This window comes from Subtercola boreus (genome assembly GCF_006716115.1).
In the GTDB taxonomy this organism is placed as follows: Bacteria; Actinomycetota; Actinomycetes; order Actinomycetales; family Microbacteriaceae; genus Subtercola; species Subtercola boreus.
Genome location: NZ_VFOO01000001.1, coordinates 2955247 through 2981922 on the forward strand (window position 1 = coordinate 2955247; position 26676 = coordinate 2981922).

Annotated in this window: 26 protein-coding genes and 2 tRNA genes; 9 read left to right on the forward strand and 19 right to left on the reverse strand. The window is 69.5% G+C overall.

Going from position 1 to position 26676, the window contains the following annotated elements; all coding sequences use genetic code 11:
- Nucleotides 1-5: 5 nt before the first annotated feature.
- Nucleotides 6-1328: a sensor histidine kinase gene (locus tag FB464_RS13820; protein WP_142206712.1), complete on the forward strand. Its 1323-nt coding sequence runs from the start codon at nt 6-8 to the stop codon at nt 1326-1328.
- 9 nt (nt 1329-1337) lie between these two features.
- Here the strand turns inward: FB464_RS13820 and FB464_RS13825 are convergent, their stop codons facing one another.
- Together FB464_RS13825 and FB464_RS13830 are read right to left on the reverse strand one after the other, a co-directional pair.
- Nucleotides 1338-2150, reverse strand: coding sequence for a HEAT repeat domain-containing protein (locus FB464_RS13825; RefSeq protein ID WP_116413336.1), 813 nt, complete (start codon nt 2148-2150; stop codon nt 1338-1340).
- Between the two features lie 60 nt (nt 2151-2210).
- Nucleotides 2211-2300: transfer RNA gene (locus FB464_RS13830), tRNA-Ser, on the reverse strand.
- A gap of 96 nt (nt 2301-2396) precedes the next feature.
- Between FB464_RS13830 and FB464_RS13835 the strand changes: the two genes are divergently transcribed.
- Nucleotides 2397-2744, forward strand: coding sequence for a DUF952 domain-containing protein (locus FB464_RS13835; RefSeq protein ID WP_116413335.1), 348 nt, complete (start codon nt 2397-2399; stop codon nt 2742-2744).
- A gap of 26 nt (nt 2745-2770) precedes the next feature.
- Here FB464_RS13835 and FB464_RS13840 read toward each other — a convergent pair whose 3' ends face one another.
- Nucleotides 2771-3166 carry a hypothetical protein gene (locus FB464_RS13840; RefSeq protein WP_116413334.1) on the reverse strand — a complete coding sequence of 132 codons (396 nt, stop codon included), beginning with the start codon at nt 3164-3166 and terminating at the stop codon, nt 2771-2773.
- A 139-nt stretch (nt 3167-3305) separates the two neighbouring features.
- Here FB464_RS13840 and FB464_RS13845 point away from each other — a divergent pair, with 139 nt between their 5' ends.
- The gene (locus tag FB464_RS13845) at nt 3306-3653 is read left to right on the forward strand and encodes a LysR family transcriptional regulator (protein WP_116413333.1); all 348 of its coding nucleotides are present in this window, start codon (nt 3306-3308) and stop codon (nt 3651-3653) included.
- A 46-nt stretch (nt 3654-3699) separates the two neighbouring features.
- On the opposite strand, the gene FB464_RS13850 is transcribed toward FB464_RS13845, so the two are convergent.
- The 4 genes from FB464_RS13850 to FB464_RS13865 form a co-directional block, all read right to left on the reverse strand.
- Nucleotides 3700-5124 (reverse strand): protein kinase domain-containing protein, encoded by a 1425-nt coding sequence (locus FB464_RS13850; RefSeq protein ID WP_246093068.1) that lies wholly within the window; start codon nt 5122-5124, stop codon nt 3700-3702.
- Nucleotides 5125-5206: 82 nt separating this feature from the next.
- Entirely contained in the window at nt 5207-5794 is a 588-nt protein-coding gene (locus FB464_RS13855; protein WP_116413332.1) for an RBBP9/YdeN family alpha/beta hydrolase, read from the reverse strand.
- Between the two features lie 203 nt (nt 5795-5997).
- Entirely contained in the window at nt 5998-7179 is a 1182-nt protein-coding gene (locus FB464_RS13860) for an epoxide hydrolase family protein (protein WP_116413331.1), read from the reverse strand.
- Between the two features lie 53 nt (nt 7180-7232).
- Nucleotides 7233-7955 carry a TetR/AcrR family transcriptional regulator gene (locus FB464_RS13865; RefSeq protein ID WP_211327268.1) on the reverse strand — a complete coding sequence of 241 codons (723 nt, stop codon included), beginning with the start codon at nt 7953-7955 and terminating at the stop codon, nt 7233-7235.
- Nucleotides 7956-8041: 86 nt separating this feature from the next.
- On the opposite strand from FB464_RS13865, the gene FB464_RS13870 reads away from it, so the two are divergent.
- A complete protein-coding gene (locus FB464_RS13870) occupies nt 8042-8899 on the forward strand; it encodes an NAD(P)H-binding protein (RefSeq protein WP_116413329.1) in 858 nt (285 codons plus the stop codon).
- Between the two features lie 16 nt (nt 8900-8915).
- Here the strand turns inward: FB464_RS13870 and FB464_RS13875 are convergent, their stop codons facing one another.
- Complete coding sequence (locus FB464_RS13875; protein WP_116413328.1) at nt 8916-9284, reverse strand: VOC family protein; 369 nt, start codon at nt 9282-9284, stop codon at nt 8916-8918.
- A gap of 61 nt (nt 9285-9345) precedes the next feature.
- Between FB464_RS13875 and FB464_RS13880 the strand changes: the two genes are divergently transcribed.
- Entirely contained in the window at nt 9346-9804 is a 459-nt protein-coding gene (locus FB464_RS13880; RefSeq protein WP_116413327.1) for a MarR family winged helix-turn-helix transcriptional regulator, read from the forward strand.
- A gap of 50 nt (nt 9805-9854) precedes the next feature.
- Here the strand turns inward: FB464_RS13880 and FB464_RS13885 are convergent, their stop codons facing one another.
- Nucleotides 9855-10205 carry a VOC family protein gene (locus FB464_RS13885; RefSeq protein WP_116413326.1) on the reverse strand — a complete coding sequence of 117 codons (351 nt, stop codon included), beginning with the start codon at nt 10203-10205 and terminating at the stop codon, nt 9855-9857.
- Nucleotides 10206-10291: 86 nt separating this feature from the next.
- Between FB464_RS13885 and FB464_RS13890 the strand changes: the two genes are divergently transcribed.
- A complete protein-coding gene (locus FB464_RS13890; RefSeq protein WP_116413325.1) occupies nt 10292-10918 on the forward strand; it encodes a dihydrofolate reductase family protein in 627 nt (208 codons plus the stop codon).
- Nucleotides 10919-11026: 108 nt separating this feature from the next.
- Entirely contained in the window at nt 11027-12769 is a 1743-nt protein-coding gene (gene pgi, locus FB464_RS13895; RefSeq protein WP_116413324.1) for a glucose-6-phosphate isomerase, read from the forward strand.
- Here pgi and FB464_RS13900 read toward each other — a convergent pair.
- From FB464_RS13900 to FB464_RS13920, 5 genes are all read right to left on the reverse strand, one after another.
- Nucleotides 12766-13650 carry a dioxygenase family protein gene (locus FB464_RS13900; RefSeq protein ID WP_116413323.1) on the reverse strand — a complete coding sequence of 295 codons (885 nt, stop codon included), beginning with the start codon at nt 13648-13650 and terminating at the stop codon, nt 12766-12768. The genes pgi and FB464_RS13900 overlap by 4 nt on opposite strands.
- Nucleotides 13647-14780: a maleylacetate reductase gene (locus FB464_RS13905; protein ID WP_116413322.1), complete on the reverse strand. Its 1134-nt coding sequence runs from the start codon at nt 14778-14780 to the stop codon at nt 13647-13649. Before FB464_RS13905 ends, FB464_RS13900 begins: the two co-directional genes overlap by 4 nt.
- A 2-nt stretch (nt 14781-14782) precedes the next feature.
- Nucleotides 14783-16579 carry an FAD-dependent oxidoreductase gene (locus tag FB464_RS13910; RefSeq protein ID WP_116413321.1) on the reverse strand — a complete coding sequence of 599 codons (1797 nt, stop codon included), beginning with the start codon at nt 16577-16579 and terminating at the stop codon, nt 14783-14785.
- A 184-nt stretch (nt 16580-16763) separates the two neighbouring features.
- A complete protein-coding gene (locus FB464_RS13915) occupies nt 16764-17759 on the reverse strand; it encodes a helix-turn-helix domain-containing protein (protein WP_170151827.1) in 996 nt (331 codons plus the stop codon).
- Between the two features lie 106 nt (nt 17760-17865).
- Nucleotides 17866-19350: an MFS transporter gene (locus FB464_RS13920; protein ID WP_116413319.1), complete on the reverse strand. Its 1485-nt coding sequence runs from the start codon at nt 19348-19350 to the stop codon at nt 17866-17868.
- Between the two features lie 119 nt (nt 19351-19469).
- Here FB464_RS13920 and FB464_RS20470 point away from each other — a divergent pair, with 119 nt between their 5' ends.
- A complete protein-coding gene (locus FB464_RS20470) occupies nt 19470-20132 on the forward strand; it encodes a TetR/AcrR family transcriptional regulator (RefSeq protein WP_116413318.1) in 663 nt (220 codons plus the stop codon).
- Between the two features lie 88 nt (nt 20133-20220).
- Here the strand turns inward: FB464_RS20470 and FB464_RS13930 are convergent.
- The 4 genes from FB464_RS13930 to serS all read right to left on the reverse strand — a co-directional run bounded on the left by FB464_RS13930 (nt 20221) and on the right by serS (nt 24284).
- Nucleotides 20221-20305, reverse strand: a tRNA-Ser gene (locus FB464_RS13930).
- A 130-nt stretch (nt 20306-20435) separates the two neighbouring features.
- Entirely contained in the window at nt 20436-21938 is a 1503-nt protein-coding gene (locus tag FB464_RS13935) for a putative Ig domain-containing protein (RefSeq protein ID WP_116413317.1), read from the reverse strand.
- A 55-nt stretch (nt 21939-21993) separates the two neighbouring features.
- A complete protein-coding gene (locus FB464_RS13940; RefSeq protein WP_342780719.1) occupies nt 21994-23010 on the reverse strand; it encodes an HAD family hydrolase in 1017 nt (338 codons plus the stop codon).
- On the reverse strand, nt 23007-24284 hold the full coding sequence (gene serS / locus FB464_RS13945) for a serine--tRNA ligase (RefSeq protein WP_116413316.1): 1278 nt from the start codon (nt 24282-24284) through the stop codon (nt 23007-23009). Before serS ends, FB464_RS13940 begins: the two co-directional genes overlap by 4 nt.
- Before the next feature lie 35 nt (nt 24285-24319).
- Between serS and FB464_RS13950 the strand changes: the two genes are divergently transcribed.
- Complete coding sequence (locus FB464_RS13950; RefSeq protein WP_116413315.1) at nt 24320-25321, forward strand: diacylglycerol/lipid kinase family protein; 1002 nt, start codon at nt 24320-24322, stop codon at nt 25319-25321.
- Here FB464_RS13950 and pheA read toward each other — a convergent pair.
- The gene (pheA, locus tag FB464_RS13955; protein WP_116413314.1) at nt 25318-26268 is read right to left on the reverse strand and encodes a prephenate dehydratase; all 951 of its coding nucleotides are present in this window, start codon (nt 26266-26268) and stop codon (nt 25318-25320) included. The genes FB464_RS13950 and pheA overlap by 4 nt on opposite strands.
- Nucleotides 26269-26676: the final 408 nt, after the last annotated feature.

Consider the following 26676-nt stretch of genomic DNA (forward strand, 5'->3'; position numbering starts at 1 on the left):
CTCTGATGACCGTCGTGCTCGTGATCGTCGCGGGCGTCGTGTTCGCGATCGTGAGCGTCGACGTGAACGAATCGAACCAGCGCTCCGTCGTCGTCGCCTCCCAGCTGGACTCTGTGCAGGAGACCCCGAGCGGAACGTACATCACCGTGGTCGAACACGGTCGACAGATCTCCTCGGACGGACTGCCCGACGGCCTGGTCGACACGGATGCCCTCGCCTCCGCCGCGGCGCTGGCCGACACGGGCGACGGCCGGGGCGGCGGGGGCAGCAGCGGGGGCGGCACCGGGGGCGGTTCGAGCGCCCTGCAGAGCCAGCGCACCGTCGACGGGCAGACCTACCTGATCAACACCTCCCGCCACGGGGACCGGATCGTGCAGGTGGCGGTCAACCTCTCCGAGGGCAGCGAGGAACTGACCCGGCTCGCTGTCGCCCTGGTGATCGCCGGGCTGGTCGCCCTCGTGGTCGCGGCCGCCCTCTCGTACCTCATGGCCCGGCGCGCCATCCGGCCGCTCGCAGATGCCCTCGAGCTGCAGCGCCAGTTCGTCGCCGATGCCAGCCACGAGCTCCGCACACCCCTCACGATCCTCAGCACGCGGGCGCAACTCCTGCAGCGCCGTGGCCGCTCCGATCTGCCGGCGGATGTCGGGGCCGCCGTCGACGGGATGGTGCGCGACTCGCGGGCCCTCACCGGCATCCTCGACGACCTGCTGATCGCCGCGGACACCCGGAGCGAGGTGCCTCTCGCGCCCATCGATGTGACGCGGACCGCGGACGCCGCCATCGCGACCCTGCAGGACGACGCGGACCGGCTCGGGATCACGCTGTCGCGCTCGGGGACGGGAGCGGACTCCGGGGCCGGGGCCGCGTCGGGGCCGGGGGCCGGGACGGACTCCGGGCCGGCGCCGGGGTCTGGATCAGCCGGGTCGGGGTCAGGGCCGGCGGCGGCGGGGCCGGGGGCGCCGGTCACGGTGAACGGATCCGAGGCCGCGCTGCTCCGCCTCCACATCGCCCTGCTCACCAACGCGCTCGACCACGCCCGGGAGGCGGTGCGCGTCGACATCGCCGTCGAGGGCGGCTCGGTGGTCATCCGCGTCATCGACGACGGCCCGGGATTCGATCCCGCCATCGCCGACCGCGCGTTCGCCCGCTTCGCCAGCACCCGCCCGGCGACCCCTGCCGGCAACGGGGCCACCCACTACGGTCTCGGCCTGGCGCTGGTGGCCGAGATCGCCCGGCGACACCACGGATCGGTGCGCATCGAGCAGCCGACAGGGGCCGGGGTGGGCGCGATCGTCGCCGTGCGCATCCCGCTCAGCACCGCGGCCTGAGGCCGGGAGTCAGGCCGGTTCGGCCGGTTCGGCTTGTTCGCCGGGTTCGCTCGCCGTGATGGGTTCGCCCGGCGCGACGGATGGCCCCGACTGCGGCGCCGACCGTTCCGCGGCATCCGTGCCGCCCGCGGCATCCGCCCCGCTCGCGGGATCCGGCCGGCCCGCGGCATCCGCCCGCCCCGCGGCATCCGCCCGTTCCGCGTCGGCGAACAGCTCGTCGACGTTGGCGTCGGGGTCGCGCACCAGCGCAGCGCTGACGACCGCGTGGACGCGCACGCGGCTCCGAGCATCCCCGCCCCGGGCATCCAGCGCGGGGAGCGCGGCCTCGCCGAGCACCCCGAACGCACGGCTGAGGCTCCGTTGCGTCTCGCGCGACCCGCGCCCGAGCTGCGCGCACAGCTCTTCTGCGAGATCGGCCTCCTCGCCGGGCGGCACCAGCCCCGCCGCCGTGCGCCACGCGCTCCGTGCCAGGCCGTCGTCGGAATCTCGCAGCAGCTCGACCGTGATCGCCGACCAGCCCCGCGGATCGCCGATCTTCGAGAGCGTGTGGAGCGCCTGGCTGCGCGCCTGCGACTCGTCAGCACCGACCTCGTAGACCAGCCGCGGCACCGTCCGTGACGTCGGGTGCCGGAGGAGCGCCCAGGTGAGCATGTCCCGCACGAAGAAGTCGGGCTCGACCGCGCACCGCCGCACCAGCACCTCGACGTACGACTCATCCGGACGGGTGCCCGCGGCGAGCGCGCTCGCCAGACGGTTCGACGACGACTCGTCCTCCAGAGCGATCCGGAGCCGGTCGGCGGCGGTGGACTCTGTCGACGTCATGTTCTCCTCGCTCCGGAAACCACAAAAGCCCCTCCCGAGGAAGAGGCTTTCATGAAAGTGCGGAGCCGGTGGGATTTGAACCCACGGTGGGCTTGACGCCCACTCCACCTTAGCAGGGTGGTGCACTAGGCCGAACTATGCGACAGCTCCAAAAGTGTTGCGTCAGCAAGCATAGCCGACAGCGCAAGTCGTCGTCGACGAGGGCGGGCGGAGTGCGCCCGGAACCCGCCGCACTAGGCTCGCGACATGCAGATCTTCCACATCGCCCGGGCCGCCGACTGGCTGGCCGCGCAGTCCAGCGGCGCTTACACCGTCTCGTCGAGCACGACCACGCTCGCCGAGGAGGGCTTCATCCACGCCTCCACCGCCGCCCAGGTGGGTGCGACCGCGGGCCGGTTCTACCGCGACATCCGCGAACCGCTCGTCGTGCTGGTGATGGATGACCGGCAGATCGTCGCCGCCGGAACCGCCGTCGAGCACGAGGAGGCCGGCAACGGCGAGCGCTTCCCGCACATCTTCGGCCCCATCGACCCGGCCTGGGTCCTGGATGCCCGCCCCGCCCACTTCGACGACACCGGCCAGTTCGTGTACTGAGCCGCGCCGGCCCTGCGACAGCCCGGCTACTGCATCCCGCCCAGTGCGGGCGGCGCGAAGATCGCCCAGAGCAGCGCCAGGAACGTGAGCACGAAGATCGTCGGCGTGACGAACTTCACCACGTTCGCGAAACCTGCCTGGGCCACGATCCGGCGACTCACGGCACTCGGAGCACCCAGCGACGACAGGTCTGCGGCGATGGCCTGCGCCTCGGCCGCCGCCGAGAACTGCACGACCGCGCCGAGGATGCCGGTCGACAGCAGAATGAGGGCCGCAGCCAGGCGGATGGGTGTCGGCTGGTGCCCGAGCCCGGCCATCACGAGGGCGACGCTCGACGTCAGCAGCACGATCGGTCCGAGCTGCGACAGGATGATCTGCAGCCGTGCTGACGCCCACATCGCGTGGAGCTCGTGTTCGGTCATCCGTTCGCCGCCTCTCAGGTCGCACCGGATGCCGGTGCCTCACGACTGACCCTACGTCACGCCGCGGGCCGCGTCGCGCAGGTTGCGGGGGGCTTGCCTCGGCCGTGCGGCCGGGAAAGGCTGGCGTAGTCTGGGGCGGGTGAACAGCGAACTGATGCGCCACTTCGTCGAAGCTGCCGAGCAGCTGAACTTCGCGCACGCCGCCCGTTCGCAGGGCGTCTCGCGGGCGACGCTCGTCGCCTCGATCAAAGAGCTCGAAGCCGAGCTCGGTCACCCGGTGTTCGACTACTCCGCACCGACGACGACGCTCACGCCCGCCGGCGAGGCACTGCTCGCGACGACGCTCGTGCAGTGGGCGAAGTCGGCTGCAGCGGCCGCCGCCGATGTGCCGCCGCCGGGCGGCAAGGCGAAGGCGTCGAAGGGCAAGGGCCGCGCCCCCGCGGTCAAAGGCGCGTCGCGCTCGGGCAAGCGCCGCCAGTCACGCTGATCCGGCGTCTCCCCCGCGCTGATCAGCGCCGCGGCGACCCGGCGGCTCAGACCCCGGTTGCGAGCCCGCCCGCGGGCACCGGAAGCACCGTCGCGATCTCGGTGGTCGTGCGGAGCCCCACCTGCCGCAGCTCGAGCTGGCTCACCACGAGGGCCGCGAGGTCCTGCAGGTTCGCGATTTCGGCGTCCGATGCCGTGCCGGGCAGGAAGTGCATGACGCAGAGCGTGCCGATGACGGTGCCGTCCCCGCGCTTCAGCGGCACCCCCACGTAGAACCGCATGCCGAGCGGTCCGGTCACCAGAACGTGGTCGCGCGTGCGCGGGTCGGAGCGGGCATCCTCGACCACCACCGGCTCGGCCGACGGCACCGAGCTCATCGTGAGGTCGAGTTCGCGGGCCACGCGTTCGACGTCGGGTTCGTAGTGCGCCTTGAACCACACGCGGTCGTGGTCGGCGATGCTCACGAGCGAGATCGGCGCGGAGAAGAGCCGGGCGGCCATTCCCGTGACACGGTCGAGCGCCTCGTCGGGCAGGGTGTCGAGCACGTCGGGCCGGGTGATCTCACCGGGCACGCGCGGCTCACCGGCCTCCGGGAAGAGCGGTTCGAGTTCCTCGTCGCGGTGCCGTCCGCTCTCCGCGATCACCAGCATCTTCAGCAGGGCCACCAGTTCGTGGCGGATGGGCCGGGCATCCGGATCCCGCGCTGTCATCGCGGTGAGAAGCTGCTGCCAGTGCTCGGGCAGGCCCTCGGGGATGCGGGGATCGCGCGAGAGCCTGGCCATCGCCGATTCGACGACGCTGCCGGCGAATTCGAGGTGCTGGGTGAAGCACTCCAGCAGCACGAGTCCGAGCGAGTACACGTCTGTCGCGGGGCCGACGGGGCGGCCCGAGGCCTGCTCGGGGCTGAGGTAGCCGGCGGTTCCCGTCGTGGCCCCCTCCTTGGTCATCCGTTCCATGTCGTCGGCGAGCGCGACTCCGAAGTCGGTGAGTTTCGCGCGGGCGCGGGTCGATCCGTCGCCGTAGTCGACGAGCAGGATGTTCGAGGGCTTGATGTCGCGATGCACCACGTTGTGCGCGTGGATGTAGTCGAGCGCCTCGGCCATGTCGTACCCGAGCTCGGCGATGTGGCGCGCCGACAGCGGGGCGGAGCGGATGCGCTGGTGCAGGTCGCTGCCGTTCACCAGCGCCATCACGATGTACCGGTGCGAGCGCCCGTAGTCGTCGGTGTCGAGCCCGGCATCGTGCAGCTGCACGAGCGCGTGGTGGTCGAGCCCTGCCAGAACGGCGAGCTCCCCTTCCTGGCGGCCGGCCTCGATCGCACAGTTGTGGAACAGTTTGACCGCGACATCCCGACCGAGCACCTCATCGCGCGCCCGGAAGACCGTCGCCATGCCGCCCTGGCCGATCGCCTCATCGAGCCGGTACCGACCACCCAGCACTTTGTCGACAGGGAGGTCACGCGCGCCAGTCACTGGATGCTGCTTTCCGGGATGTTGGTGCACGGATGACCGGCAGACGACAGGCGTGACAGAACGCCTACTCGCACATCGTAACTCAGGCCAGAATCGCCCGGACGACCCTTGCCACCTCCGGGAAGCTCGTGTAACCGTCCTCCTGGCAGAAGTGCCCGGCGCCGGGAACCACCGTGACCTCTGCGTCGAGTGCTGCCGCAAGGTCGTGGCTGAGGGCCGGGGCGACGATCTCGTCATCGTCCGACACGATCATCCGGCGGCTGCGGGTGCACCGGATGATCGGGGCGTAGTCGACCGTGGCGACCGTGAAGCCGTCGATCCCCGGGAGGTTCGCGAGGCGGCGGTCGAAGCCGGAGACGAGCACGAGGCCGCCGAGCCGTGCGGGGCCGGGAGCGGGGCCCAGCAGCGCTGCGAGGGCCTTCAGGGCCGTGATGCTGCCGAGGCTGTGGCCGATCACGACGAGACCGTCGTCGGGCGTGCCGATCGCGTCGCGGGCCGACGCCAGCCAGGCATGGAGCTGCGGCTCGGCCGAGTCGGGCAGGGCCGGCGTGAAGACCGTGATTCCCTCGGGCGCGAGTTCAGCCGCCAACCAGTCGAACCAGTGTTTGCCGGGGTGGGCGTTGTAGCCGTGCAGCACGACGACGCGGCGGGTGGGCGTGGCTTCGGACATGCGCTCCACTCTAGGTGCGGCAGGCACGCCGGGGGCTGGCCGGCGCGGCAGGTACTGGCGGTGGCGGATGCGCGCCCGTAAGTCGCATCCGCGCCTGCGCGCGCAGTAGCGGAAGCGACTTAACGTGGCGGTGGCGGGGCAGTCGCGGCGGCGGTGGCGGGGGCAGTCGGCGGGGGCGTCGGCGGGAGTGCGGAGGCGGCCGTTCAGCCGGCCCGGAAGCCGCGGAACGGGCGGAAGAAGTCCCGCAGCTCCTGGGCGTAGAGCTCCGGCTGCTCGAACGGCGCGAAGTGCCCGCCGCGCGCCGGCTCCGTGATGCGTACCGCGTTCGCGGTGCGCTCGATCCACTCCCGCGGTGGGCGCACGATGTCGCCGTGGAAGATCGAGAACCCCGACGGAACCTCGACCCGCCGCAGCAGCTGCTCCTTCGGCAGGGCCGCGTTGGCGCTGTACATGCGCATCGACGAACCGATTGTGCCGGTCAGCCAGTAGAGCGTGACGTTCGTCAGGATCTCGTCCATCGTGTACGCCCCGACCCCGCCGTCACTCCAGGCGTGCAGTTTCTCGACGATCCAGGCGGCGAGGCCGACCGGCGAATCGTTCAGTGCGGCCGCGGCCGTCTGGGGTTTCGTCCGGTGCATCGCGCCGTAGGCTCCCTCGGCCTGGTTCCAGGCGGCGGATGCTTCGAACCAGCGCTGCTCGGCCGGGGAGAGCTCCGACGGGGCTCCGCCGAAGACCGGCAGCCCGGCATCCATCCGGTGCACCGCCACGACGCGGTCGGGGAAGTCGAGGGCGAGGTACCGCGAGACGTGGCTGCCGATGTCACCCCCGGCCGTGACGAACCGGTCGTGGCCGAGCCGCCCGAGGAGCTCGGCCCAGAGGGCGGCCACCGCGCGGGAGTCGAGCGGGCCGCCAACGGGCGCATCCGAGTACCCGAACCCCGGCATGTCGGGAACGATCACGTCGAATGCGTCCTCGGGGTCGGCGCCGTGCGCGCCCGGGTCGGCCAGCAGGCCGACCACCTTCGAGTAGCGCCAGAACGAGTCGGGCCAGCCGTGGTTCAGCAGGAGCGGAAGCGCCGGCCGACCCGACGGTGTGGCGGCCCCGCGCGCGTGCACGAAATGGATGCCCAGCCCGCCCACCTCGGTGCGGAACCGTGGAAGGCGGGCGAGCTTCGCCTCAGCGGCGGGCCAGTCGAAGCCGTCGATCCAGTGCGCGACGAGGTCGCGGAGGAACCCCTGGTCGGCGCCGGGCGACCAGCCCACCCCTCCCGGCACCTCGGGCACATCGGGCCACCGGGTCGCGACCAGCCGGGCCCGCAGGTCGGCGAGCGCTTCAGCCGACGCGCACTCGTCGAACGGATGGATGCTCGCTGGTGCGTTTGCCATGCGACCCACGCTACGCCCCGCCCCACCCGGGCGGTGCCGCACGGCGAGGGCGCTCAGGCGAGGCGGTCGAGCCAGTCGCCGAGCAGTGCCCGCTCCGCGTCGGTGAACGCTGTGAGATCCGGGAGCGCTGCGCGGAGCGTGAGTGCAGCCACCCCGGCTGCAGCGGCCGGCGCCGGGGTGATGGCGTCTCCGGAGTCGCTCGCCGGAGTCAGGATGCTCGAACAGACCGACTCCCACGCCAGATCGGCCAGCGACTCGTCGCGCGCCGCCTCGGGCTGGTCGATGAGCGTGAACACGACGCCGGTCCCGGCAGCTCGGATGAGATCGACCGCGCGCTGGTCGGCCACACGCAACCGGCCGGCCCGCGCGACCCGCCGCACCCGTTCCCGAAGAACATCGCCGCCCGCGTCGGCGATCCGCTGACCGTCCGGTGTCAGGAGCGCCGTGTTCATCAGCCGGAACAACGCGGGGTTGGCGAGGCCGAAACCGATGTGCAGGTACCAGCCGGAGCGGAGGTTCTCGACGGGGTCGTCGTCTGCGTCGAGGGGTCGCTTCTCGGCCATGTAGTGCGCGAATCCGTGCTCGGCGACGGCCGCGAGCAGTCGTTCCTTGTCGCCGAAGATCCGGTAGATCATGGGTGCCTGCACGCCGGCCGCGTGGGCGACGGACCGGGTCGTGACGCCCTCGGGCCCCTTCGTGGCGAGCAGATCTGCCGCTACCTCGACCAACCGAGTGCGCAGGAGGTCGCGCGGGGCGAGCACGTCGGTCGCAGTCATGGTCCGACGATAGCGCATCCTTGCTAACACTGTGATTCCAGTGTTAGCATCTGAATCGAACCATCGATAACACCTAGAGAAGAACAATGATCGTCATCACCGGAGCCACCGGCGCGCTGAACGGCGCGACCGTCGACCACCTCCTCACCCTCGTACCGGCGTCCGAGATCGCCGTCGCCGTGCGTGACATCTCGAAGGCGGAGCGCTTCACCGACCTCGGCATCACCGTGCGCCACGGCGACTACGCGGATGCCGCGACCCTCCCCTCCGCCTTCGAGGGCGCCGATCAGCTGCTGCTCGTCTCGTCGAGCGACCCGCGCGCCGACGCCGTCGACCTCCATCGCGTCGCGATCGACGCAGCGGTCGCTGCCGGAGTGGGGCGCATCCTCTACACCAGCCACCAGGGCGCGGGCCTCGACAGCCCGTTCAACCCGGCGCGCGACCACGCGGCGACCGAGCAGCTGCTGGCCGACTCCGGGGTCGCCTGGACATCGCTCCGCAACGGCTTCTACGCCCACTCCCTGAACTGGCTGCTCGGCGACTGGCGCCAGACGGGCGTCATCACGATCCCCGTCGACGGCCCGATGTCGTGGACCTCGCGCGACGACGAGGCGGAGGCCGCCGCGATCATCCTCGCCTCAGGCGGCGGGTTCGACGGGCCGACGACCCTGACCGCCAGCGCCGCTCCGACCTTCGCCGAGATCACCGCCATCGCGTCTGAGGTCGCCGGGAGCGACGTCGAGCTGCGAGTGGTGGGCGACGCCGACTGGATGGCGCTCCAGATCGCGCAGGGAACGCCGGAGTTCGTGGCCGGTTTCACGCTCGGCACCTTCCAGGCCGCAGCCCAGGGCCGTTTCGCGGGCGTCGACCCCCTGCTCGCGGAACTGCTCAGCCGGGAGCCGCACACCGTCCGCGACGCTCTCGAAGCTCCCGCCGAGCACTGACAGCGGCAACGGAGTGCTACGCGCGGTCGTGCAACGTGATCTGGTAGCCGTCGGGGTCGGCGAAGGTGAACGTACGACCGAACGGGCCGTCGATCGGCGCGGAGACGATCGGCACTCCGGCGGCCGCGAGCGCGTCGTGGATACCCTGGGCGTCGGCCGCGTGCATCCAGATGCCGACACCGAAGCCGAGCTGCGAGACGGAGTCGAGATCGACACCGGGGGCTGCGTCACGCACGGCGAAGGCGGCGGGTTTCGTGTCGAAGACGACGGCGTGCGGCGGGCCGGCCTGGCGAGTGAGCCCGAGGTGGGTCTCGTAGAAGGCCGCCGAGGCGTCGAGGTCGCGTACCTGCAGTGAGATGAATCCGGGACCTGCTGCTTCAGACATTCTGATCTCCATTCGTAAAGTCAGTTAACTGACATCCGCCACTGTATGTCAGAATGTTGACATGAGTCAAGTCCAACCGGGTGTCGATCTGCCGTCCTCTGCCGGCTACCTCCTGAAAAAGGCCTCCAGCGCCCTGCATTCGGCGATGGAGGCCGTTCTCCGTCCGCTCGGCATGAACATCACGCACTACTCCTGCCTGGAGCTGCTCTCCCAGCGACCGGGACTGTCGAACTCCGAGCTGGCCCGGGGGGCTTTCGTCACGAGGCAGTCGATGAACGTGCTGCTCGTGGCGCTGGAGCGCGACGGGCTCGTCACCCGCGCCCCGCAGGCCAGCACCGGGCGGGCGCTCCCGACCGAACTGACGGCGAAGGGCCGGGCCCAGCTCGCCACAGCGAGCGCCGCCGTCAGAGCCATCGAAGACAGGATGACCACGTCGTTCAGTGCCGCCGAGCGCTCGAACCTCGGCGACCTGCTGTCGCGCTGCGTGACCTCGCTCGGCGCGAAAGGTGCCGAGAACTGACAGCCCGGGCGCCGCCCAGCCGCCGTGCAGGTGCCGTGCAGGCACCGCGTTCAGCCGGGCAGCTCCCAGAGCTCGATGGGCAGCCCCTCGGGGTCGTGGATCCGCACGAACCACCCGTACTCGCTCTCCCACTCGGCCCGCCGCTCGACCAGGATGCCCGCCTCCTCCAATCGCGAGGCGAGCGCGTCGAGCTCGGTGACGCGCAGGTTGAGCATGAAGGGCTGGTCAGCGGCGAAATAGTCCGTCGACGCAGGGAACGGCGCGAAGACGGTCATCCCCGCCGACTGCTCCCACACGCTCTCAGCGCCGGCCGCGATGCCGAGGTGCTCGCGGTACCAGGCGGCCCGGGCATCCGGATCGCTGCTGCGGAAGAAGATGCCGCCGATACCCGTCACGCCCACGATCCGCCTCCTCACGAGCCTGCCCCGGACTGTTGCGCGCGCGCATCCGGCTGAGGATCATTGTCTCCCAGAAGAAGGAGAAGCGCATGCCCGGCAGCATCCACATCGACCACTTCACGACCCTCGACGGCGTGGCCCAGGCCCCCGGCGGCCCGCAGGAGGACCCGTCGGGCGGGTTCACGTTCGGCGGCTGGCAGGCACCGCTCGGCGACGAGGCGACCGGTGCCCAGATCTTCGCCGGAATCGACGCGACGGATGCCCTGCTGCTCGGCCGGCGCACCTACGACATCTTCGCCGCCTACTGGCCGAACCAGAAGGAGGGGCCCGGCCCCGACTTCTCCATCGCCCGCCGGTACAACGCGATCCCGAAGTTCGTGGCCTCGCGCAGCAGACCCGACCTCAGCTGGAGCGGATCGCAGCTGCTCGGCCCCGACCTGGCGGCGGAGATCGCCTCACTCCGCGACCGGTTCGAGCAGGTGCACGTGGTCGGCAGCATCGACTTCTCGCGCACGCTGGTCGCCGAGGGCCTGTTCGACCAGCTGAACCTGTGGGTGTACCCGATCGTGGTCGGCCGCGGCAAGCGCCTGTTCCCCGACGACGGGCCGCCCACAGCCCTCGAACTGCTCTCGGCAGAACCTGCCTCGCCGAACGGCACCGTTCTGCTGCGCTACGGGCCGACGGGCGGGCTGCCCGAGACCGGCGACATGACGTGAACCCAGCGCGCGCCGCCGGCGGCCGGAAGGAATAGTGTTGATGCGGCCCCTTCTGCGGCGACGCACGAGACCCCGGCCATCCACCGTTCCGGCGTTCAGGAGTGCACAGTGACCGAATCCGTTCCCGTCGAATCCCCCTCAACCGAGGCGTGGAAGACGCTCGCCGGCATCGCGGAAGGGTTCAACCCCGACCTCCGCGCATGGTTCGCGGCAGACCCGTCGCGCGCTTCGCGCCTCACCTTCCAGGCCGCAGACCTCACGGTCGACCTGTCGAAGTCCTTCCTCACCGACGAGATCCTCGGGGCGCTGCTGCAGCTGGCTGAGGATGCCGGCGTCGCCGGTCGCTACCGCGCCATGATCGAGGGCGAGCACATCAACGTGACGGAGAACCGCGCGGTGCTGCACACCGCCCTCCGGCGCCCGGAGAACGGCGAGGGCCTCGTGCCGCCCGCCGGCTTCGTGGTCGACGGACAGGACGTCGACGCCGACGTGCATGCCACGCTCGACAAGGTCTACGCCTTCGCAGAGAAGGTGCGCTCGGGCGAGTGGACGGGTGTGACCGGCAAGCGCATCCAGACGGTCGTCAACATCGGCATCGGCGGGTCGGATCTCGGACCGGTGATGGTCTACGAGGCCCTGAAGCCGTATGCGCAGGCCGGCCTCGAGGTGCGTTTCGTGTCGAACATCGACCCGAGCGACGTCTACGAGAAGACAGCGGATCTCGACCCGGAGACCACGCTGTTCATCGTGGCGTCGAAGACGTTCGGCACGCTCGAGACGCTGACGAACGCCCGCCTGGCCCGGCAGTGGCTCTGGGAGCGGCTCGCGACATCCGGGGCCATCGGCGACAGCGACGACGATCGCACCTCGGCCGTCGCCAAGCACTTCGTGGCCGTTTCGACCGCCCTCGACAAGGTGGCGGCGTTCGGCATCGACCCCGAGAACGCCTTCGGCTTCTGGGACTGGGTCGGCGGCCGCTACTCGGTCGACTCGGCCATCGGAACCTCGGTCGTGATCGCGATCGGGCGCGAGAACTGGCAGGGCTTCCTCGCCGGTTTCCACGCCATCGACGAGCACATGCGCACCACACCGCTCGAACGTAATGTTCCCGTGCTGATGGGGCTGCTGAACGTCTGGTACACGAACTTCCTGAAGGCGCAGAGCCACGCGGTCCTGCCGTACGCGCAGTACCTGCACCGGTTCCCCGCCTACCTCCAGCAGCTCACGATGGAGTCGAACGGCAAGAGCGTGCGATGGGACGGCTCCCCCGTTACCACAGACACAGGCGAGATCTTCTGGGGCGAGCCCGGCACGAACGGCCAGCACGCGTTCTACCAGCTGATCCACCAGGGCACCCGGCTGATCCCGGCGGACTTCATCGCCGTCGCGAACCCCGCGCACCCGCTGAAGGACCAGACCGGTGACGGCGGCGGCGTGACGCCCGGCCAGGACGTGCACGACCTCTTCATGGCCAACTTCTTCGCCCAGACCAAGGCCCTCGCGTTCGGCAAGACGGCCGACGAGGTGCGGGCGGAGGGCACCGCAGAGTCGGTCGTGCCCGCGCGCGTCTTCACCGGGAACAAGCCCACCACGAGCATCCTCGCGCCCGCACTCACCCCGAGCGTGCTCGGCCAGCTCATCGCCCTCTACGAGCACATCGTGTTCACGGAGGGCACGATCTGGGGCATCGACTCGTTCGACCAGTGGGGCGTGGAGCTCGGCAAGCAGCTCGCGCTGCAGGTCACGCCCGCGGTCGGCGGCGACGCGGCGGCGCTCGAGGCGCAGGACTCGTCGACGAAGTCGCTCATCGAGAAGTACCTGGCGCTCCGGAGCTCCGACCAGCCCGGCTAGGCCTCCGGCGCGAGCACGATGTCGAACCGTGTTCGCGTCCACGGCTCGGTGAGCTCGCGCCCATCGGGTGTGGGGGTGTCGGCGCTCTGCTCGACGAAGTCGACGACCAGGGACTCCTTCACCCCGAAGACCGAGTCGCGCTCCAGCAGTTCGTCCCCGCTCACGAAGATGTGGGTGACGAGCGTGCGGCTCCCGGGCGCCGTGACCATGAAGTGCAGGTGCGACGCGCGGTACGGCGACCGGCCGGTGGCGGCCAGCAGGCGTCCGACCGGGCCGTCGTCGGGAATCGGGTACGGCGTCGGCGTGAGCCCCCAGAACCGGAAGCTCCCATCGTCGCCGGAGAAGAGATGGGCTCGCGCCGCCACGCGGCCGTCGGCGTACTGCACGTCGTAGAGTCCGTCTTCGTCGGCCTCCCATACCTCTATCCGCGCGCCGGCGATCGGGGCGCCCGACGTGTCGCTGACGCTCCCCTCCACCCAGCACGGCTGGCCGGGCGCCCCGCCGGAGAGGTCGCCTCCGTTCTCGATCAGCGGGGCATCCTGAGTGAAGAACGGCCCGAAGACGGTCGCCTCCGTCGCGTTCCCGTACGCCACATTGTTGACGGCGACGGTCTGCATCGAGAGGCCGAGCACATCGGAGAGCAGGATGAACTCCTGCCGCCGCTCGTCGGTGATCGCTCCGGCGGCGGTGAGGAAGGCGATGGCCTCGTTCCACTCGCTCTCGGTGAGGCGCACGTCGCGCACGAAAGCATGGAGGTGCCGGGTCAGCGACTCCATGACGACCCGGAGGCGCGCGTCGGGCGTGTTCTGGAACGAGGCCACGACCGTTTCGACGAGGTCCGCCTCGCGCTGGGCCTGTTCTGCCGAGATGTTCTCTGTCATGCGACGTTCTCCCAACGGACATTCTCAGGTGGCGTTCCGGCCCGGGCGGCCCGGAGCAGGGTGACCAGGTCGGTGAGGCCGACCGGTCTGGGGTTCGACTCGGGCACGGCCGGCAGGATGATCGTGGCGGCCTCCTCGATCTGAGACTCCTCGAAACCGAGGTCGGCGAGCGCCCGGGGTGCATCGAGATCGGCCCGCAGCCGGTTCAGCCCGGCGAGCGCATCGTCGGACCCGAACGCCCGCGCGATGCGGCGACCCGCCTCCGGTGCGGCCGGCACGTTGAACGCCGTCACATACGGCAGCACGATGGCGTGCGTCGCGGCGTGCGGCAGGCCGTAGGTGCCGCCGAGCACGTGGCAGATCTTGTGGTGCAGGCCCGAACCGGCCGACGCGAAGGCGACCGCCGAGAGGTAGGCGCCGTACTGGGCCGCCTCGCGGCCGGCCAGAGCGGTCCGATCATCCGGGTCGCCGTCGCCGCCGCCGTCGGGCTCTGGGCGGGTAGCGGAACCGCCGATCAGTCGCAGTCCCCGGGCGAGGGCGGTGATGCCCTCCGCGGCCAGCGTGGCGTTGATCGGGTCGGCCCGCGGGGCCCAGAGCGAGTCGATACAGTGCGCGATGCCGTTGAGCCCGGATGCCACGGCCAACTCCCGCGACAGCCCCTCGGCCAGCGCCGCATCGTAGATCACCGAGACCGGCAGCACCCGGGCATCCACCCCGGTCTGCTTGCGGGAGTGCTCGGTGAGACCCCACACCGGAGTCGCCTCCGAACCGGCGAACGTGGTCGGCACGGCGACGATCGGAAGGCCGGTGGTGAGCGCGACGGCCTTGGCCATGCCGATCGTCGAACCGCCACCCACCGCCACGATCAGGTCGATGTCGTTCGCTGCAGCTGCCGCCCTCGCCGCTTCGGCGCGTTCGACGGGCACGTGCTGCGGGGCATCCTCCCAGCGCAGGGCGATGTCGAGCCCGTGGAGCGCAGCGCCGGAGCGCTCGGCCTGTCCGGCCGTGCAGACCAGCATCACCCGCCGGGCGCCGAGCCGCGAGATCTCGTCGCGGAGGTGCGTGCCGGCGAGGCCCGCACCGAACAGAACGCGCTGCGCCAGGGTGTCATGGCTGAAGACGAGGGGCACGGTCACTCCGTCCGGCTGAGGATCGAGGCCAACGCACGGTGGAGCTGCTCTTCGGGATCGTCGACCAGGTGCTGGGAGCGCCAGGCGACGATCTTGTCGGGCCGCACCAGGACCATCCCGTCCTCGGCCACCTCCCGCACCCGGGCCCAGTCGAAATACAGGTCGGAGTAGCGCTGGCCGGGGCCGATGACAACAGCCCCGAGGGTGAGGCCCAGTCGGGCGCCGACCCGGGGCGCGACATCCGCCCACGCACTGCCGGTGATGCCCGTGAAGAGAGTGAACTGCGTGCTCGGCGCGAGGTCGAGGGTCGACACCTTCTCGCGCGAGTCGCCCACCCAGACGTGCGGAAGCGGTGACCCGGGAACGGTCGACGCCTCGTAGTACAGTTCGGCATCCCGCGCCGGCGCCGGCTTCACCGACCCGTCGGAGAGCACCGCGCTCGAGGTGTAGAACTGGCCCATCTCGACGCCGTGGGCGTTGAACTCGTAGTTCTTCAGGTCCATCGCGGCCTGCACTGCTTCCCGCTTGCGGGCGCCGGCGGGGGTGTTGGCCTTCCGTTCGTCGATGCGCTCGATCATCTCCTCCGCCGTCTTCGCCGTCGTGATCCCGAGCGCCTCGAACAGCGCGCCGAACTCCCGCCCCGACTTGTTCGCGCGGGTGACGATCTGCCGCGCGACCGGCGCCCGCTCGCTGGTGTAGGTCTCGAGCAGCTGCTCTCCGGCCTGGCCCCGGATGACCGCCGCCAACTTCCACGCGAGGTTGTAGGCATCCTGCACCGAGGTGTTCGAGCCGAGACCGTTGCTCGGCGGGTGGCGGTGGATCGCATCCCCCGCACAGAACACGCGGCCCTTCTGCAGGCGTGTCGCGAACATCTCGTTGTTGCCCCAGATCGAGGTGCCCGTGATCGTGACCTCGAGCTCCGGCATGCCGAGGAGGTTCCGCACGATCTGTGTGGCGGCGGCGGTGTCGACCACCGGGGCCGGCTGCGAGATGTCGTACCCCCAGACGATCAGCCACTCCTTCCAGGGCCGCACCATGCGCACCAGCCCTGCACCGATACCGCCGATGTTCGACCCGGGCTGCACCACCCAGTAGAGAACCGACGGTCGGTGCCCGACGAGCTGCTCGAGGTCGGCCGTGAAGGTGATGTTCATCGAACCGGCGATGTCCATCGCGCCCTCCATCGGCAGGTCTATGTCCGCCGCGACCGCCGAGCGGGCCCCGTCGGTGCCGATCAGGTACTTCGCGCGAACCGTGTAGGGACGCCCGCTGACCCGGTCGAGTACCTCGACGGCGACACCGTCGGCATCCTGGGTGTGCGAGAGGTATTCGCTGGAGAAGCGGGTCTGCGTTCCGCGCTGGGTGGCATTCTTGACGAGGATCGGCTCGAGGTAGTTCTGCGGGATGTCGCAGTTCAGTGTCGGCGAGGCCTGCACGTAGTCGGCGTGCCGTGCCGGATGCGTACCCCAGGTGAGGATGCGGCCGATCTCCTCGCCCGCGATCGAGGTGCAGAAGACCGTGTCGCCGATCATCTCGTGCGGGGTGGACTCGGCCTTCACCTGGTCTTCGATACCCATGTCGCGGAAGAACTCCATGGCACGCTGGTTGGTGATGTGCGCGCGCGGGGTGTTCGCCGTCCACCGGTACTTCGTGATCATCATGTTCGGCACGCCGAGGGTCGAAAGGGCGAGAGCAGCGGATGCCCCGGCCGGCCCCGAGCCGACAATCAGCACGTCGGTCTGAACCACTCCGGCATCCGGCAGTGTCGTATCGGCTATGCCGTCGTGAAAAGTCGCCATCGCTGTAACTTCCTTCGAAAGGCGCCACGTCGTCGTTGGCGTCACGCCAGTATGACCACACGTCGGGCGGAAGGTGCTGTGTCTGGCGCGGATCGGCCAACCGGTGGCCGAAACAGTCAATCGGGTGGGCAGTTTGGGCCCTGAAAGGCGTGTTTTGGGGCCCAAATCGCCCACCCGATTGGTGTCAGCGTGGATCCGCGCGAGTTGCGCGCACCTGGGCGGGAGTCATGCCGAAACGGTCCCGGTAGACGCGCGTGAAGTGCGAGTGGGAGGAGAAGCCGCACGCGGCCGCCACTTCGCCGACGGTCGACAGCGTCGACGCGGGGTCGCGCAGCGTTCGGTCGGCGAGCTCCAGGCGCAGTTCGAGAAGAACCCGGGCGGGCCCTGTCCCGGTCTCGGCGAAGGCCCGGGACAACTGCCGCTCGCTGACGCCGATGTCGTCGGCGATGTGCCGCACCGACACCCGCGGGTCGCGGAGGCGACGGCCGAGAGCGGCCTGGGCGGCACTCCGAACGGCGGCCAGACCGTGCAGGTCGTCGTTCGCCAGGATCGAGCGGAGCAGGTCGATGGCACGCTGCTCGACGTCGGCGGCGGGACCGACAGCGGCAGAACCGACTGCGTCAGGAGCAGCCCTGCCCGAGACATCCACTGTCTGGGTTCTCATCGCGGACGACACCAGCGCGGCGAGCGTGTGCGCGGTGGGGCGGGCCGTCGCCCGGGACGAGAAGTCCATCGTGGCCGGCCCGCGGCCGACCGGGCCGCCACCGCCGAGGGTGTCGAGCAGGCGACGGGGCACGCGGAGCACCAACTCTTCGAGCCCGCCGGCGAAACCCCTCATGAACGGCTGGTTCACATCGCAGATGAGGAGAGTGCCCGGCCGCAGAACGTGCACGCCGTCGCGCTGGTAGAAGAACGACTCGCCCCGGAGCGTGAAGTAGAGGGCGAGACCGTCGGTTTCGCTCGTCCTGATCTCACGGGCGGTGCGCTCGACCACGTGTGGCGTCGCCGTCACCCGGGCACAGCTGAGGGAGCCGAGATCGACATTCGCTTCGGTGGCGTCGAGCGGCTCGTCGTCCAGGGTTCGACACTGCAGGCTGAGCAGGGCCCGGGCGTTGTGCTGCTCCCAGAGCGCGACGCGTTCGGTCGCGTGGACATCGCGCGTCGCGAAATGCAGGGCCACGCCCATCTCTCGGCCCTCCCGTCCCGGTCTGCGCTGACACCAGACGGCAAGTCTACGACTCGCCGCCCGGCATCGACCCGGCGCATACCCGGCGCGGGCCGCCCGGCTACTTCTCCGGCGCTCCGAGTTCTGCGAAGTCATCCACCCCGGCCGCAGCGGCCTCCGTGCGGCGCGCACGAACCGACGGGGCGACGATCGCGGCGATGATCGCCAGCACTCCCACGCCTGCCGAGGCCCAGAACCCGATCGTGAAGGCGGCGTCGGTGGGCGCACCCTGCGCGGTGACGTTACTCGAGATGAGCGCAGCGATGACGGCCGTTCCGACACTGCTGCCGACGGTGCGGATGACCGTGTTCGCGCTGATCGCCTCACCCGTCTGCGCGGCCGGCACACTCTCGACGATCGCGTTGGAGGTCGCGGCGAGCGCCATCCCGATGCCGATGCCCGTGAGGATGCCCGAGACGAGGATCTGCCACGTCTCCGCGTGACCGAGCGCGGGGATCAAGAACGCGATGGTCACCGCGATTCCGCCGACGATCATCGGGATCTTCGGCCCGATCCGGCGGATCAGGATGCCGGCGACCACACCGGAGACCACCATGGCGACGACGGTCGGCAGCAGGTAGAGACCCGCCTCGCTGACCGACTTGCCGAACCCGTAGCCGAGCACCGTCGGAAGCTGCAGCAGGGTCGGCACGAGGATGAACGTGCCGAACATCGCGAAACCGAAGGCCAGGGCGACGATGTGCGCGGTCCACACACCGCGGTGCTTGAAGAGGCGCATGTCGATCAGCGGCTCCTTGACGCGGAGCTCGACCAGCACGAACACCACGAGCGCGACCGCTCCGAGGATGAGCAGGCCGACCGTCTTGAAGTCGCCCCAGCCCCACTTCTGGCCCTCACCGATCGCCAGCAGCAGCGAAACGAGGCCGACCGAGAGGATGGCCGTGCCGATCAGATCGAGCCGGCCGGGTGTGCGCACCGGCGACTCGGGAATGCCGAAGATCGCACCGAGCAGCGCGATCGCGACAAGCACCGCCGGGAGCCAGAACAGCCAGTGCCACGACAGCGCCTCGACGATGGGCCCGGCGGCGACGATGCCGACGCCCGCCCCGATGCCGAAGATCGCGGAGAGCAGACCGATGGTGACGCTGACGCGCTCCTTCGGCAGCTCGTCACGCACGATGCCGATCGAGAGGGGCATCACCGCGCCAGCCGCTCCCTGCAGCACCCGCGCCACGATCAGCACACCCAGGTTCGGCGCGAGGGCCGCCAACACCGTTCCGACCAGCAGCAGCGCGAGAACGACGATGATGACCCGGCGCTTTCCGACCATGTCACCGAGTCGGCCGAGGATCGGAGTCAGCACGCTGGCGGAGAGCAGGTAGGCGGTCAGCACCCAGCTGGCATCGGTGGTCGCGACGCCGAGGTCGGCGCCGATCGTGCCGAGCGCGGGAGCGACGAGGGACTGCAGCACGGCGAACGAGAGGCCGCCGAGCGAGAGGAACAGGATGATCGCGGTGCCGCGCTTGCGCGGCACCTTTGCGGTCGGAATCGAACCCGTGGCCGGGTTCTGGGTCAAGACGGACATTCTTCTCCTCGTGATGTAAGCACTTGCTGACTTGACGAGTATCACCGATCGGTTGCGTCGTGTCAACAAAGGTTTACTTATCTCGCTGAGCCGGTAGCATTGCCCGCGGAAAGCGAGATATGACTACTCAGAACGAGACGACGACGTCGCGTGAGCGGCTGGGCGTCACAACCGACGCTGATGACGACCTGGTGCGGTCGGGCAGGGACTCCGCCGCCACTCGGCGAGCCCTCGTGCGCGCCGCCCGGAGACGCTTCGCAACCGACGGGTACCGCGCGGCGACGGTGCGCCAGATCGCTGCGGATGCCGGCGTGAACGTCGCCCTGATCAACCGTTACTTCGTGTCGAAGGAGGGCCTCTTCGAGGCCTGCATGCTTCGCACCTCTGACGAGCTCGACACCCAGACCCCCGCACGCACCTCCGACATCGACTGGGTCGTCGCGCGGCTCGTCGAGCACGCGGTGAACGCCCCGAACGGCGACGACCCCCTGCAACTGCTCCTGCTGCTGCGTTCCTCGGGAGACGAGAACGCGGACCGGATCCGTCGTCGCACCCTCGAACACTTCACGCGGCGGCTCGCGATGGCGGCCGGCTGGAACGCCGACGATCCCGCTTCCGCGCCCATTCTGTTGCGCGCGCAGCTCGCGATCGCGACGATGCTCGGCGTGGTGATGCTGCGCACCTCAGCGGCCGTCGAGCCGGTCGCCTCCGCGGGTGCCGCAGACCTGGCTGGCCCGCTCAGTCAGCTCTTCAGCACGCTGCTCGCGGGCAACGACGCCTAGCCCGGCTCAGCCGCCGGCCAATCGCTCCAGGCCAGCATCGTCAGGCTGAACGAGCCCAGCCGTCGTCACTTCGACGGAATTTCTTCCGCGGAGGGCGCGAGATTCGAACTCGCGAGACATTTCTGCCCACCAGTTTTCAAGACTGGCTCCATCGGCCGCTCGGACAGCCCTCCCTGCCGTCGCACGCTCAGCGCGTTTCGGCTTCCCCAGTGTAACCGAGCCCTGCGCCGAGCGAGGAAGCTCCACCGGGCCCGAACTGTTCCCTCTTGCAGTCGGCGCGTAAGCCCGACCGCAACAGGACTCTCACGCTTCGCTTCGGGCGCGGCGACGAGAGGACAGCACGAGCGCTCCGAGGCCGAGGAACGTCAGGACGGAACCCGCGAGACCCCACGGAGCCACATCATCGGCGCCGGTGCTGGCCAGCGAACCGGTGCCGTGGCCGCCCGAACCAGCCGAACCCGGGCCTGAGGAACCTGAACCCGAACCGGTGCCCGCACCCTGGCCACCCGTGCCGCCACCCGTGGTGGGTGCGGGCGTCGGAGTCGGTGTCGGGGTGACGACCGCAGCGGCAACGTCGAACGTCACCGTGCGGGCGTCGCTTCTGCCGACGCTCGACAGGGCGCGGAGCGTGAACGACGATGCGCCCGACGCGGTGGGCGTGCCTGTGAGCGCACCCGTCGAGGGGTCGAGCTTGAGCCACGCCGGGAGGTCAGGGGATGAGAACGTGATGTCGCCGACGCCGGTCGCCGTGGCCGTACCCGCGAACGCTGTCCCCACCGTCAGCGGCCCGATGGTCGAGGTGCCGATCTTGGTCTCCAGGCTGATCGACGAGATCGCATTGCCATCCTTGCTCGCAACGAGGAGCTTGTTGTCGCTCGAGATCGCCAGCGCCACCGGAGAGGAACTCACGCCCGTGACGGGTTGCGGCTTCGGATTCCCGGGAACGATCACGCTGATGGCATTGGTGCCCGAGTCGGCAACGAAGAGATTGTCAAACTCGTCGACCCGCAGCGCGACCGGGTGCGCGGCGGGCGGAAGGTTAAAGGTGCCGAGAGGCGGTGTGTTTGCCGGCTTCGACGTGTCGAACGACAGGACTGTGTCGCTGACCTCGTCCGACACCCAGAGGATCCCCTTTGGCGTGATGGCGAGACCGGTCGGACCAGCGCCCGCGCCGAGGGTCGCGTACACAGAGACGTCGCCCATCGGAGTGATCTTCGAGATCGTATTGCTGCCATGGTTGGCCGTGTAGACGTTGCCAGCAGCATCCGTGACCACTCCCCGTGGGTCGGATCCGGCCGGAAGTTTGGCGAACGCCAGGGTCACCACGTCGGCCGGAGTGATGCGCGTCACCTCGTCGTTCTTCTTCGTCACGAAGACGTCACGTGTGGAACTGATCGCCAGCGAGACGGGCACATCCGCCGCCGGCAGCGAGAAGGGTGTGATCGCGCCGGTCTTGATGTCGACCCGAGACACCGAAGGCTTGGCCCCACCGGGGTTCGCCACGTAGAGCGACCCGAACAGGTCGCTCACCATCGCACTCGACTTCGACCCGACCGGAAGCAGCGCCGTGGCCTTCGCCCCGACCTGCTGGCCGGCCGCGTTGTACTCGATCACGCTGTCGAGCCCGCTGTTGAGGGCGAAGAACCCACCGTTGGCGGCAGGCACGACCGCCGTGGGCGCCGAACCGGCCAGCGTCACCAGCGGATCGGTCACGACCGGGGTACCGGTCACAGCAGAGGCAGAAGCTCCGCCGACGAGCAACAACGCGCAGAGCGCAGGGACGGCAATAAGGGGAATCCGGTTCATGCAGGTGAGATTAGCTCATTAACTGAGCAATCCGCAATTCGGCAGAACCGACCGGTCAGTCGAGCGTCGCGAGCGCCTTCGCCAGCCCGTCATCGTCGATCGACGACGTCACCTCCGAGGCCGCAGCCTTTACGTCATCGGGTGCCTGCCCCATGGCGACAGCACGCCCTGAGACCGCAGCCCACGTCAGCATCTCGATGTCGTTGCGCCCGTCGCCGGCCACGAGCACCCGCGAGGCCGGGATGCCGAGCAACTGCCGCACGCGCTCGAGCGCTGTCGACTTGTTGACGCCGTCGGGCGCGATGTCGAGCCACGCGGTCCAGCCGACCGAGTACGAGACGCGGTGCAGGCCCATGGTCTCGACGATCGCGAGGAAGTCCTCCATGTCGTGTCCGGGCGAGATCACGACCACCCGGGTCGCCTCGACGTCGAGCAGGTCTTCGAACGAGACGGCCTCGCCGCCGATGTTCCGTGCGGCATCCGGGAACTCACCGGTGTAGCGGAAGTAGCCTTCCGCATCCTCGACCGCATACTGCCCGTTCGCCAGGTGCGAGCGGATCTGCGTCAGCACCGCACCGGGATTGAACGTCTCGACGATCTCGCGCCGATAGCCGAGCGGAGCATCCGTGTCACGCTGCAGAGTGATGGCACCGTTCGAGCAGACCACGTAGGTCGGCGTGATACCGAGCAGGTCGAGGATGGGCAGCGTCGCAGCGACCGAACGGCCGGTGGCGAGCATCACCTCGTGGCCGAGGCCGGTGAGGCGCGCGATCTGGTCGATCACGCCGTCGGAGATCGACCCGTCTTCATGCAGCACCGTGCCGTCGATGTCGAGCGCGACGAGCCAGCGGTCGACGTTCGTGGGGTTGGTCTCCGGATGACCGGCAGAACCCGGGGCGTCCTCCACCGCGTCACGGGGCAGGTCGATCTGCCCCGGGCGTGCTGCGAAATCGGCCCGCTCGGGGTGCGCGCTGGCCACGACGGTGTCGTCGACCATCGGCACATCGCCTGCTTCGACCTCGGCGGCCGCCTCGTCTGCGTCGTCGAACGGGATGTCGGGGCCGGCGCTCACGGGCGGCGCCCGTTCAGCGGTTCGATGACCTCGAGGCCGCCGAGATAGGGTCGCAGCACCTCCGGCACGCGCACGGACCCGTCCGCCTGCTGGTGCGTCTCGAGGATGGCCACGATCCACCGGGTCGTCGCGAGCGTGCCGTTCAGCGTCGCCACGGGGGCCGTCTTGCCCGATTCCGTGCGGTAACGGGTATCCAGTCGCCGCGCCTGGTACGTGGTGCAGTTCGACGTCGACGTCAGCTCGCGGAACGTGCCCTGCGTCGGCACCCACGCCTCGATGTCGTACTTGCGCGCCGCCGAGGAGCCGAGGTCGCCGGCCGCCACGTCGATGACGCGGTAGTTGAGGCCGAGCGAGGTGAGCAACTCCTCCTGGTACCCCAGCAGACGCAGATGTTCGGCCTCGGCGTCTTCGGGCAACACGTACGAAAACATCTCCAGCTTGTTGAACTGGTGAACGCGCAGGATGCCGCGGGTGTCCCTTCCGCCAGAGCCCGCCTCACGGCGGTAGCAGGTCGACCAGCCGGCGTACCGGTACGGCCCGTCGGTCAGGTCGAGGATCTCGTCGGAGTGGAATCCCGCGAGCGCCACCTCGCTGGTTCCCGTGAGGTAGAGGTCGTCGGCCGGGAGGTAGTAGATCTCGTCGGCGTGCTCGCCGAGGAAGCCGGTGCCGCGCATGATCTCGGGGCGCACCAGCGTCGGCGTGATCATGGGGGTGAAGCCCGCGTCGAGCGCCTTCTGCAGCGCCAGGTTCATCAACGCGAGTTCGAGGCGCGCACCGATGCCGGTGAGGAAGTAGAAGCGCGCTCCGCTGACCTTCGCCCCGCGGGTGAGGTCGAAGGCTCCGACCAGCTCTGCGATCTCGACGTGGTCTCGCGGTTCGAAGTCGAACGTCGGGCGTTCGCCGACCTCGCGCAGCGTGATGAAGTTCTCCTCGCCACCCGACGGTACGCCCGGCAGCACGGGGTTGGCGATGGCGCCGACGAGCTCGCTGAAGCTCAGTTCGGCATCCTGCACCCGCTGGTTCGCCTCTTTGACGCTCGCGGCAAGCGACTGCGCCTCGGCGACCAGCGCCTTCTTCTCGTCTTTGGGTGCGGCGGCGACCCGCTTGCCGAAGAGGTTCTGCGAGGCACGGAGGTTGTCGTACTCGCCGATGGCGGTGCGACGCTCGGAATCCGCGGCCAGCGCAGCGTCGACGAGCTCGACCGAATCGCCTCGGGCAGCCTGGGACTGGCGGATGAGGTCGGGATTCTCGCGCAGGAGTACTGGATCGATCACCTGCACAATCTTAGCGATGCCCTACCCTATGACTTGTGGCCGTCGCAGAGCATCCCGCAGGAGAGGCGTCGGCCGCGTCAGCAGCCAAGCGCGCGGCCGTTGTGTTCAATCCGATCAAGGTCGACGCCGCGAAGCTGCGTGAGGCTGTCGGACGTCAGGCGAAAGCCTCCGGTTGGGGCGAGACGCTCTGGTACGAGACGACTGTCGAGGATGCCGGACAGCTCGTCACCGCGACAGCGATCGCCGACGGGGCGGATGTCGTCATGGCCGCGGGCGGTGACGGCACCGTGCGCGCCGTGGCCGAGGCGCTCCGCGGATCAGGCGTTCCCCTCGCCCTCCTGCCGTCGGGCACCGGCAACCTCCTCGCGCGGAACCTCGACCTCACGATGGACTTCGACGAGGGCATCGGCCTGATGTTCACGGGCTACGACCGCAATATCGACGTGGGGGTGATCGAGATCGGCCGGCCGGGTTCCGCCGAGACATCCACTCACGTGTTCCTGGTCATCGCCGGGCTCGGGATCGACGCCAAGATGATCGCGAACACCAACTCGAAGCTCAAGAAGGCTGTCGGTTGGCTCGCTTACGTCGACGGCGGCATTCGCGCGCTCCCTGAGCTGCACTCCATCAAGATGGACGTGTCGATCGACGGCGAGGAGCCGTGGCGCTCCGTCTCGTCGCATTCGGTGATGGCCGGCAACTGCGGGCTGCTCCCCGGCGGCATCCTGCTGATGCCCGACGCGAAACCCGACGACGGGGTGCTCGACTTCATGGCGCTGCGACCGCAGGGGCCGTTCGGCTGGATCCGCGCCTGGAACAAGGTCACCCTCGAGAACGGTGTGCTGGCGAAGTCCGCGGCCGGGCGGCGGCTCATCGAGATCTCGCCCGAGGTCAAAGACGTGGTCTACGCGCAGGGCACCGACCTGCGGCTGAAACTCGAGTCGCCGCAGGAGATCCAGCTCGACGGCGACGAGTTCGGCGCGGCATCCGAGCTGCACATCCGCGTCGACCCCGGCGCCCTGAAGGTGCGGGTCTAGGCTCCGGGTTCGCCGCTCACCAGCGACCGCAGCCAGTCGCGCGCCTCGATGAACACCCCGTCGTCGTACCGGTCCACATATTCCACCTGCGCCCGGTCGGCACGCGGATACGAGCCGAGGAAGATCACACGCGGGCTGAACCGGCGAACGCCCAGCAGGGCATCCGCGACCCGCTCGTCGAGGATGTGACCGTCAGCGTCGATGATGAACCGGTAGCGCCCGAGAGCATCGCCGATCGGACGGGACTGCAGCAGGCTCAGGTTCACGCCCCGGGTCGAGAACTGTTCGAGCAGTTCGAGTAGAGCGCCCGAGCGGTCGGCCGGGAGCTCAGCGATGATGCTGGTCTTGTCCGCGCCGGTCGGCTCGGGCAGCCTGTTCGTGCGGCTGACGAGCACGAACCGGGTGACCGCGTTCTGGTTGTCGCCGATGTTCTCGGCCAGCACGTTCAGTTCGTGGTGGTCGACGATGCGGGGCGGGGCGATCGCGGCATCCGCGAGATCGTTCTCGAACAGGGCGAGCGCGCTGGCGACGTTCGAGGTCGACGGAATGTGCCCGTGCGCCGGCAGGTTCGCCTCCAGCCAGCCGCGGCACTGGGCGTAGGCGACCGGATGTGCGTTGACGACGTTCACGTCCTTCAACTCGATCCCGGGCCGGGCGACGAGCGCGAACTGCACCCTGACCAGGTATTCGCCGACGATGCGGAGGTTCGGGATGCTCGCCAGCGCGTCCTGCGTGGCGCTCACACCGCCCTCGACGGAGTTCTCGATCGCGATCATCGCGGCGACACTGCGACCTGACGTCACGTCGTCGAACGCCTCCCCCACGTTATTGACGCTCTTCCACACCTGGCCCGCGGCCTCCGGAACCTGGGCGAGAGCCGCCTCGGTGAAGGTGCCGGTGGGGCCGAGGTAGCTGTAGGTGCGTGTTGCGGGCGGGCTGTCTGGCATGTTCCGAGCCTAGTGCGCCGGGCATTTGCCTGAGATTCTGTCGAATCGGCGTAATGGAACGCGTGCGGCCCACTCTCTCCTCGTAGGAACCCGGAATCCATCCGGCACTTGCTCCCCCGTCTGGGGCACACGTTGAAAAGGAATGGCGCAATGAAGTTGGCAAAGTTGTTGGCGGGGGCGGCGGTCGCCTTGCTGCTCGGGTCCGGGGTGGTTGCGATTGGGGGCGGGATGTCGGCGTCGGCCGCGTCGCGCCAGCTGAATCATCGGCCCCTCGCCTGCAAGCGTGGAAGCGACGTGATCGGAGGGCTCCAGCCGGACTATGGCTGTGGCTACAAAGGCTCATCAGGGGGCGGCACCTCGGGCACACCCGAGGGGGGACCGACGTGGGGGTATGACCGAACGCGATAC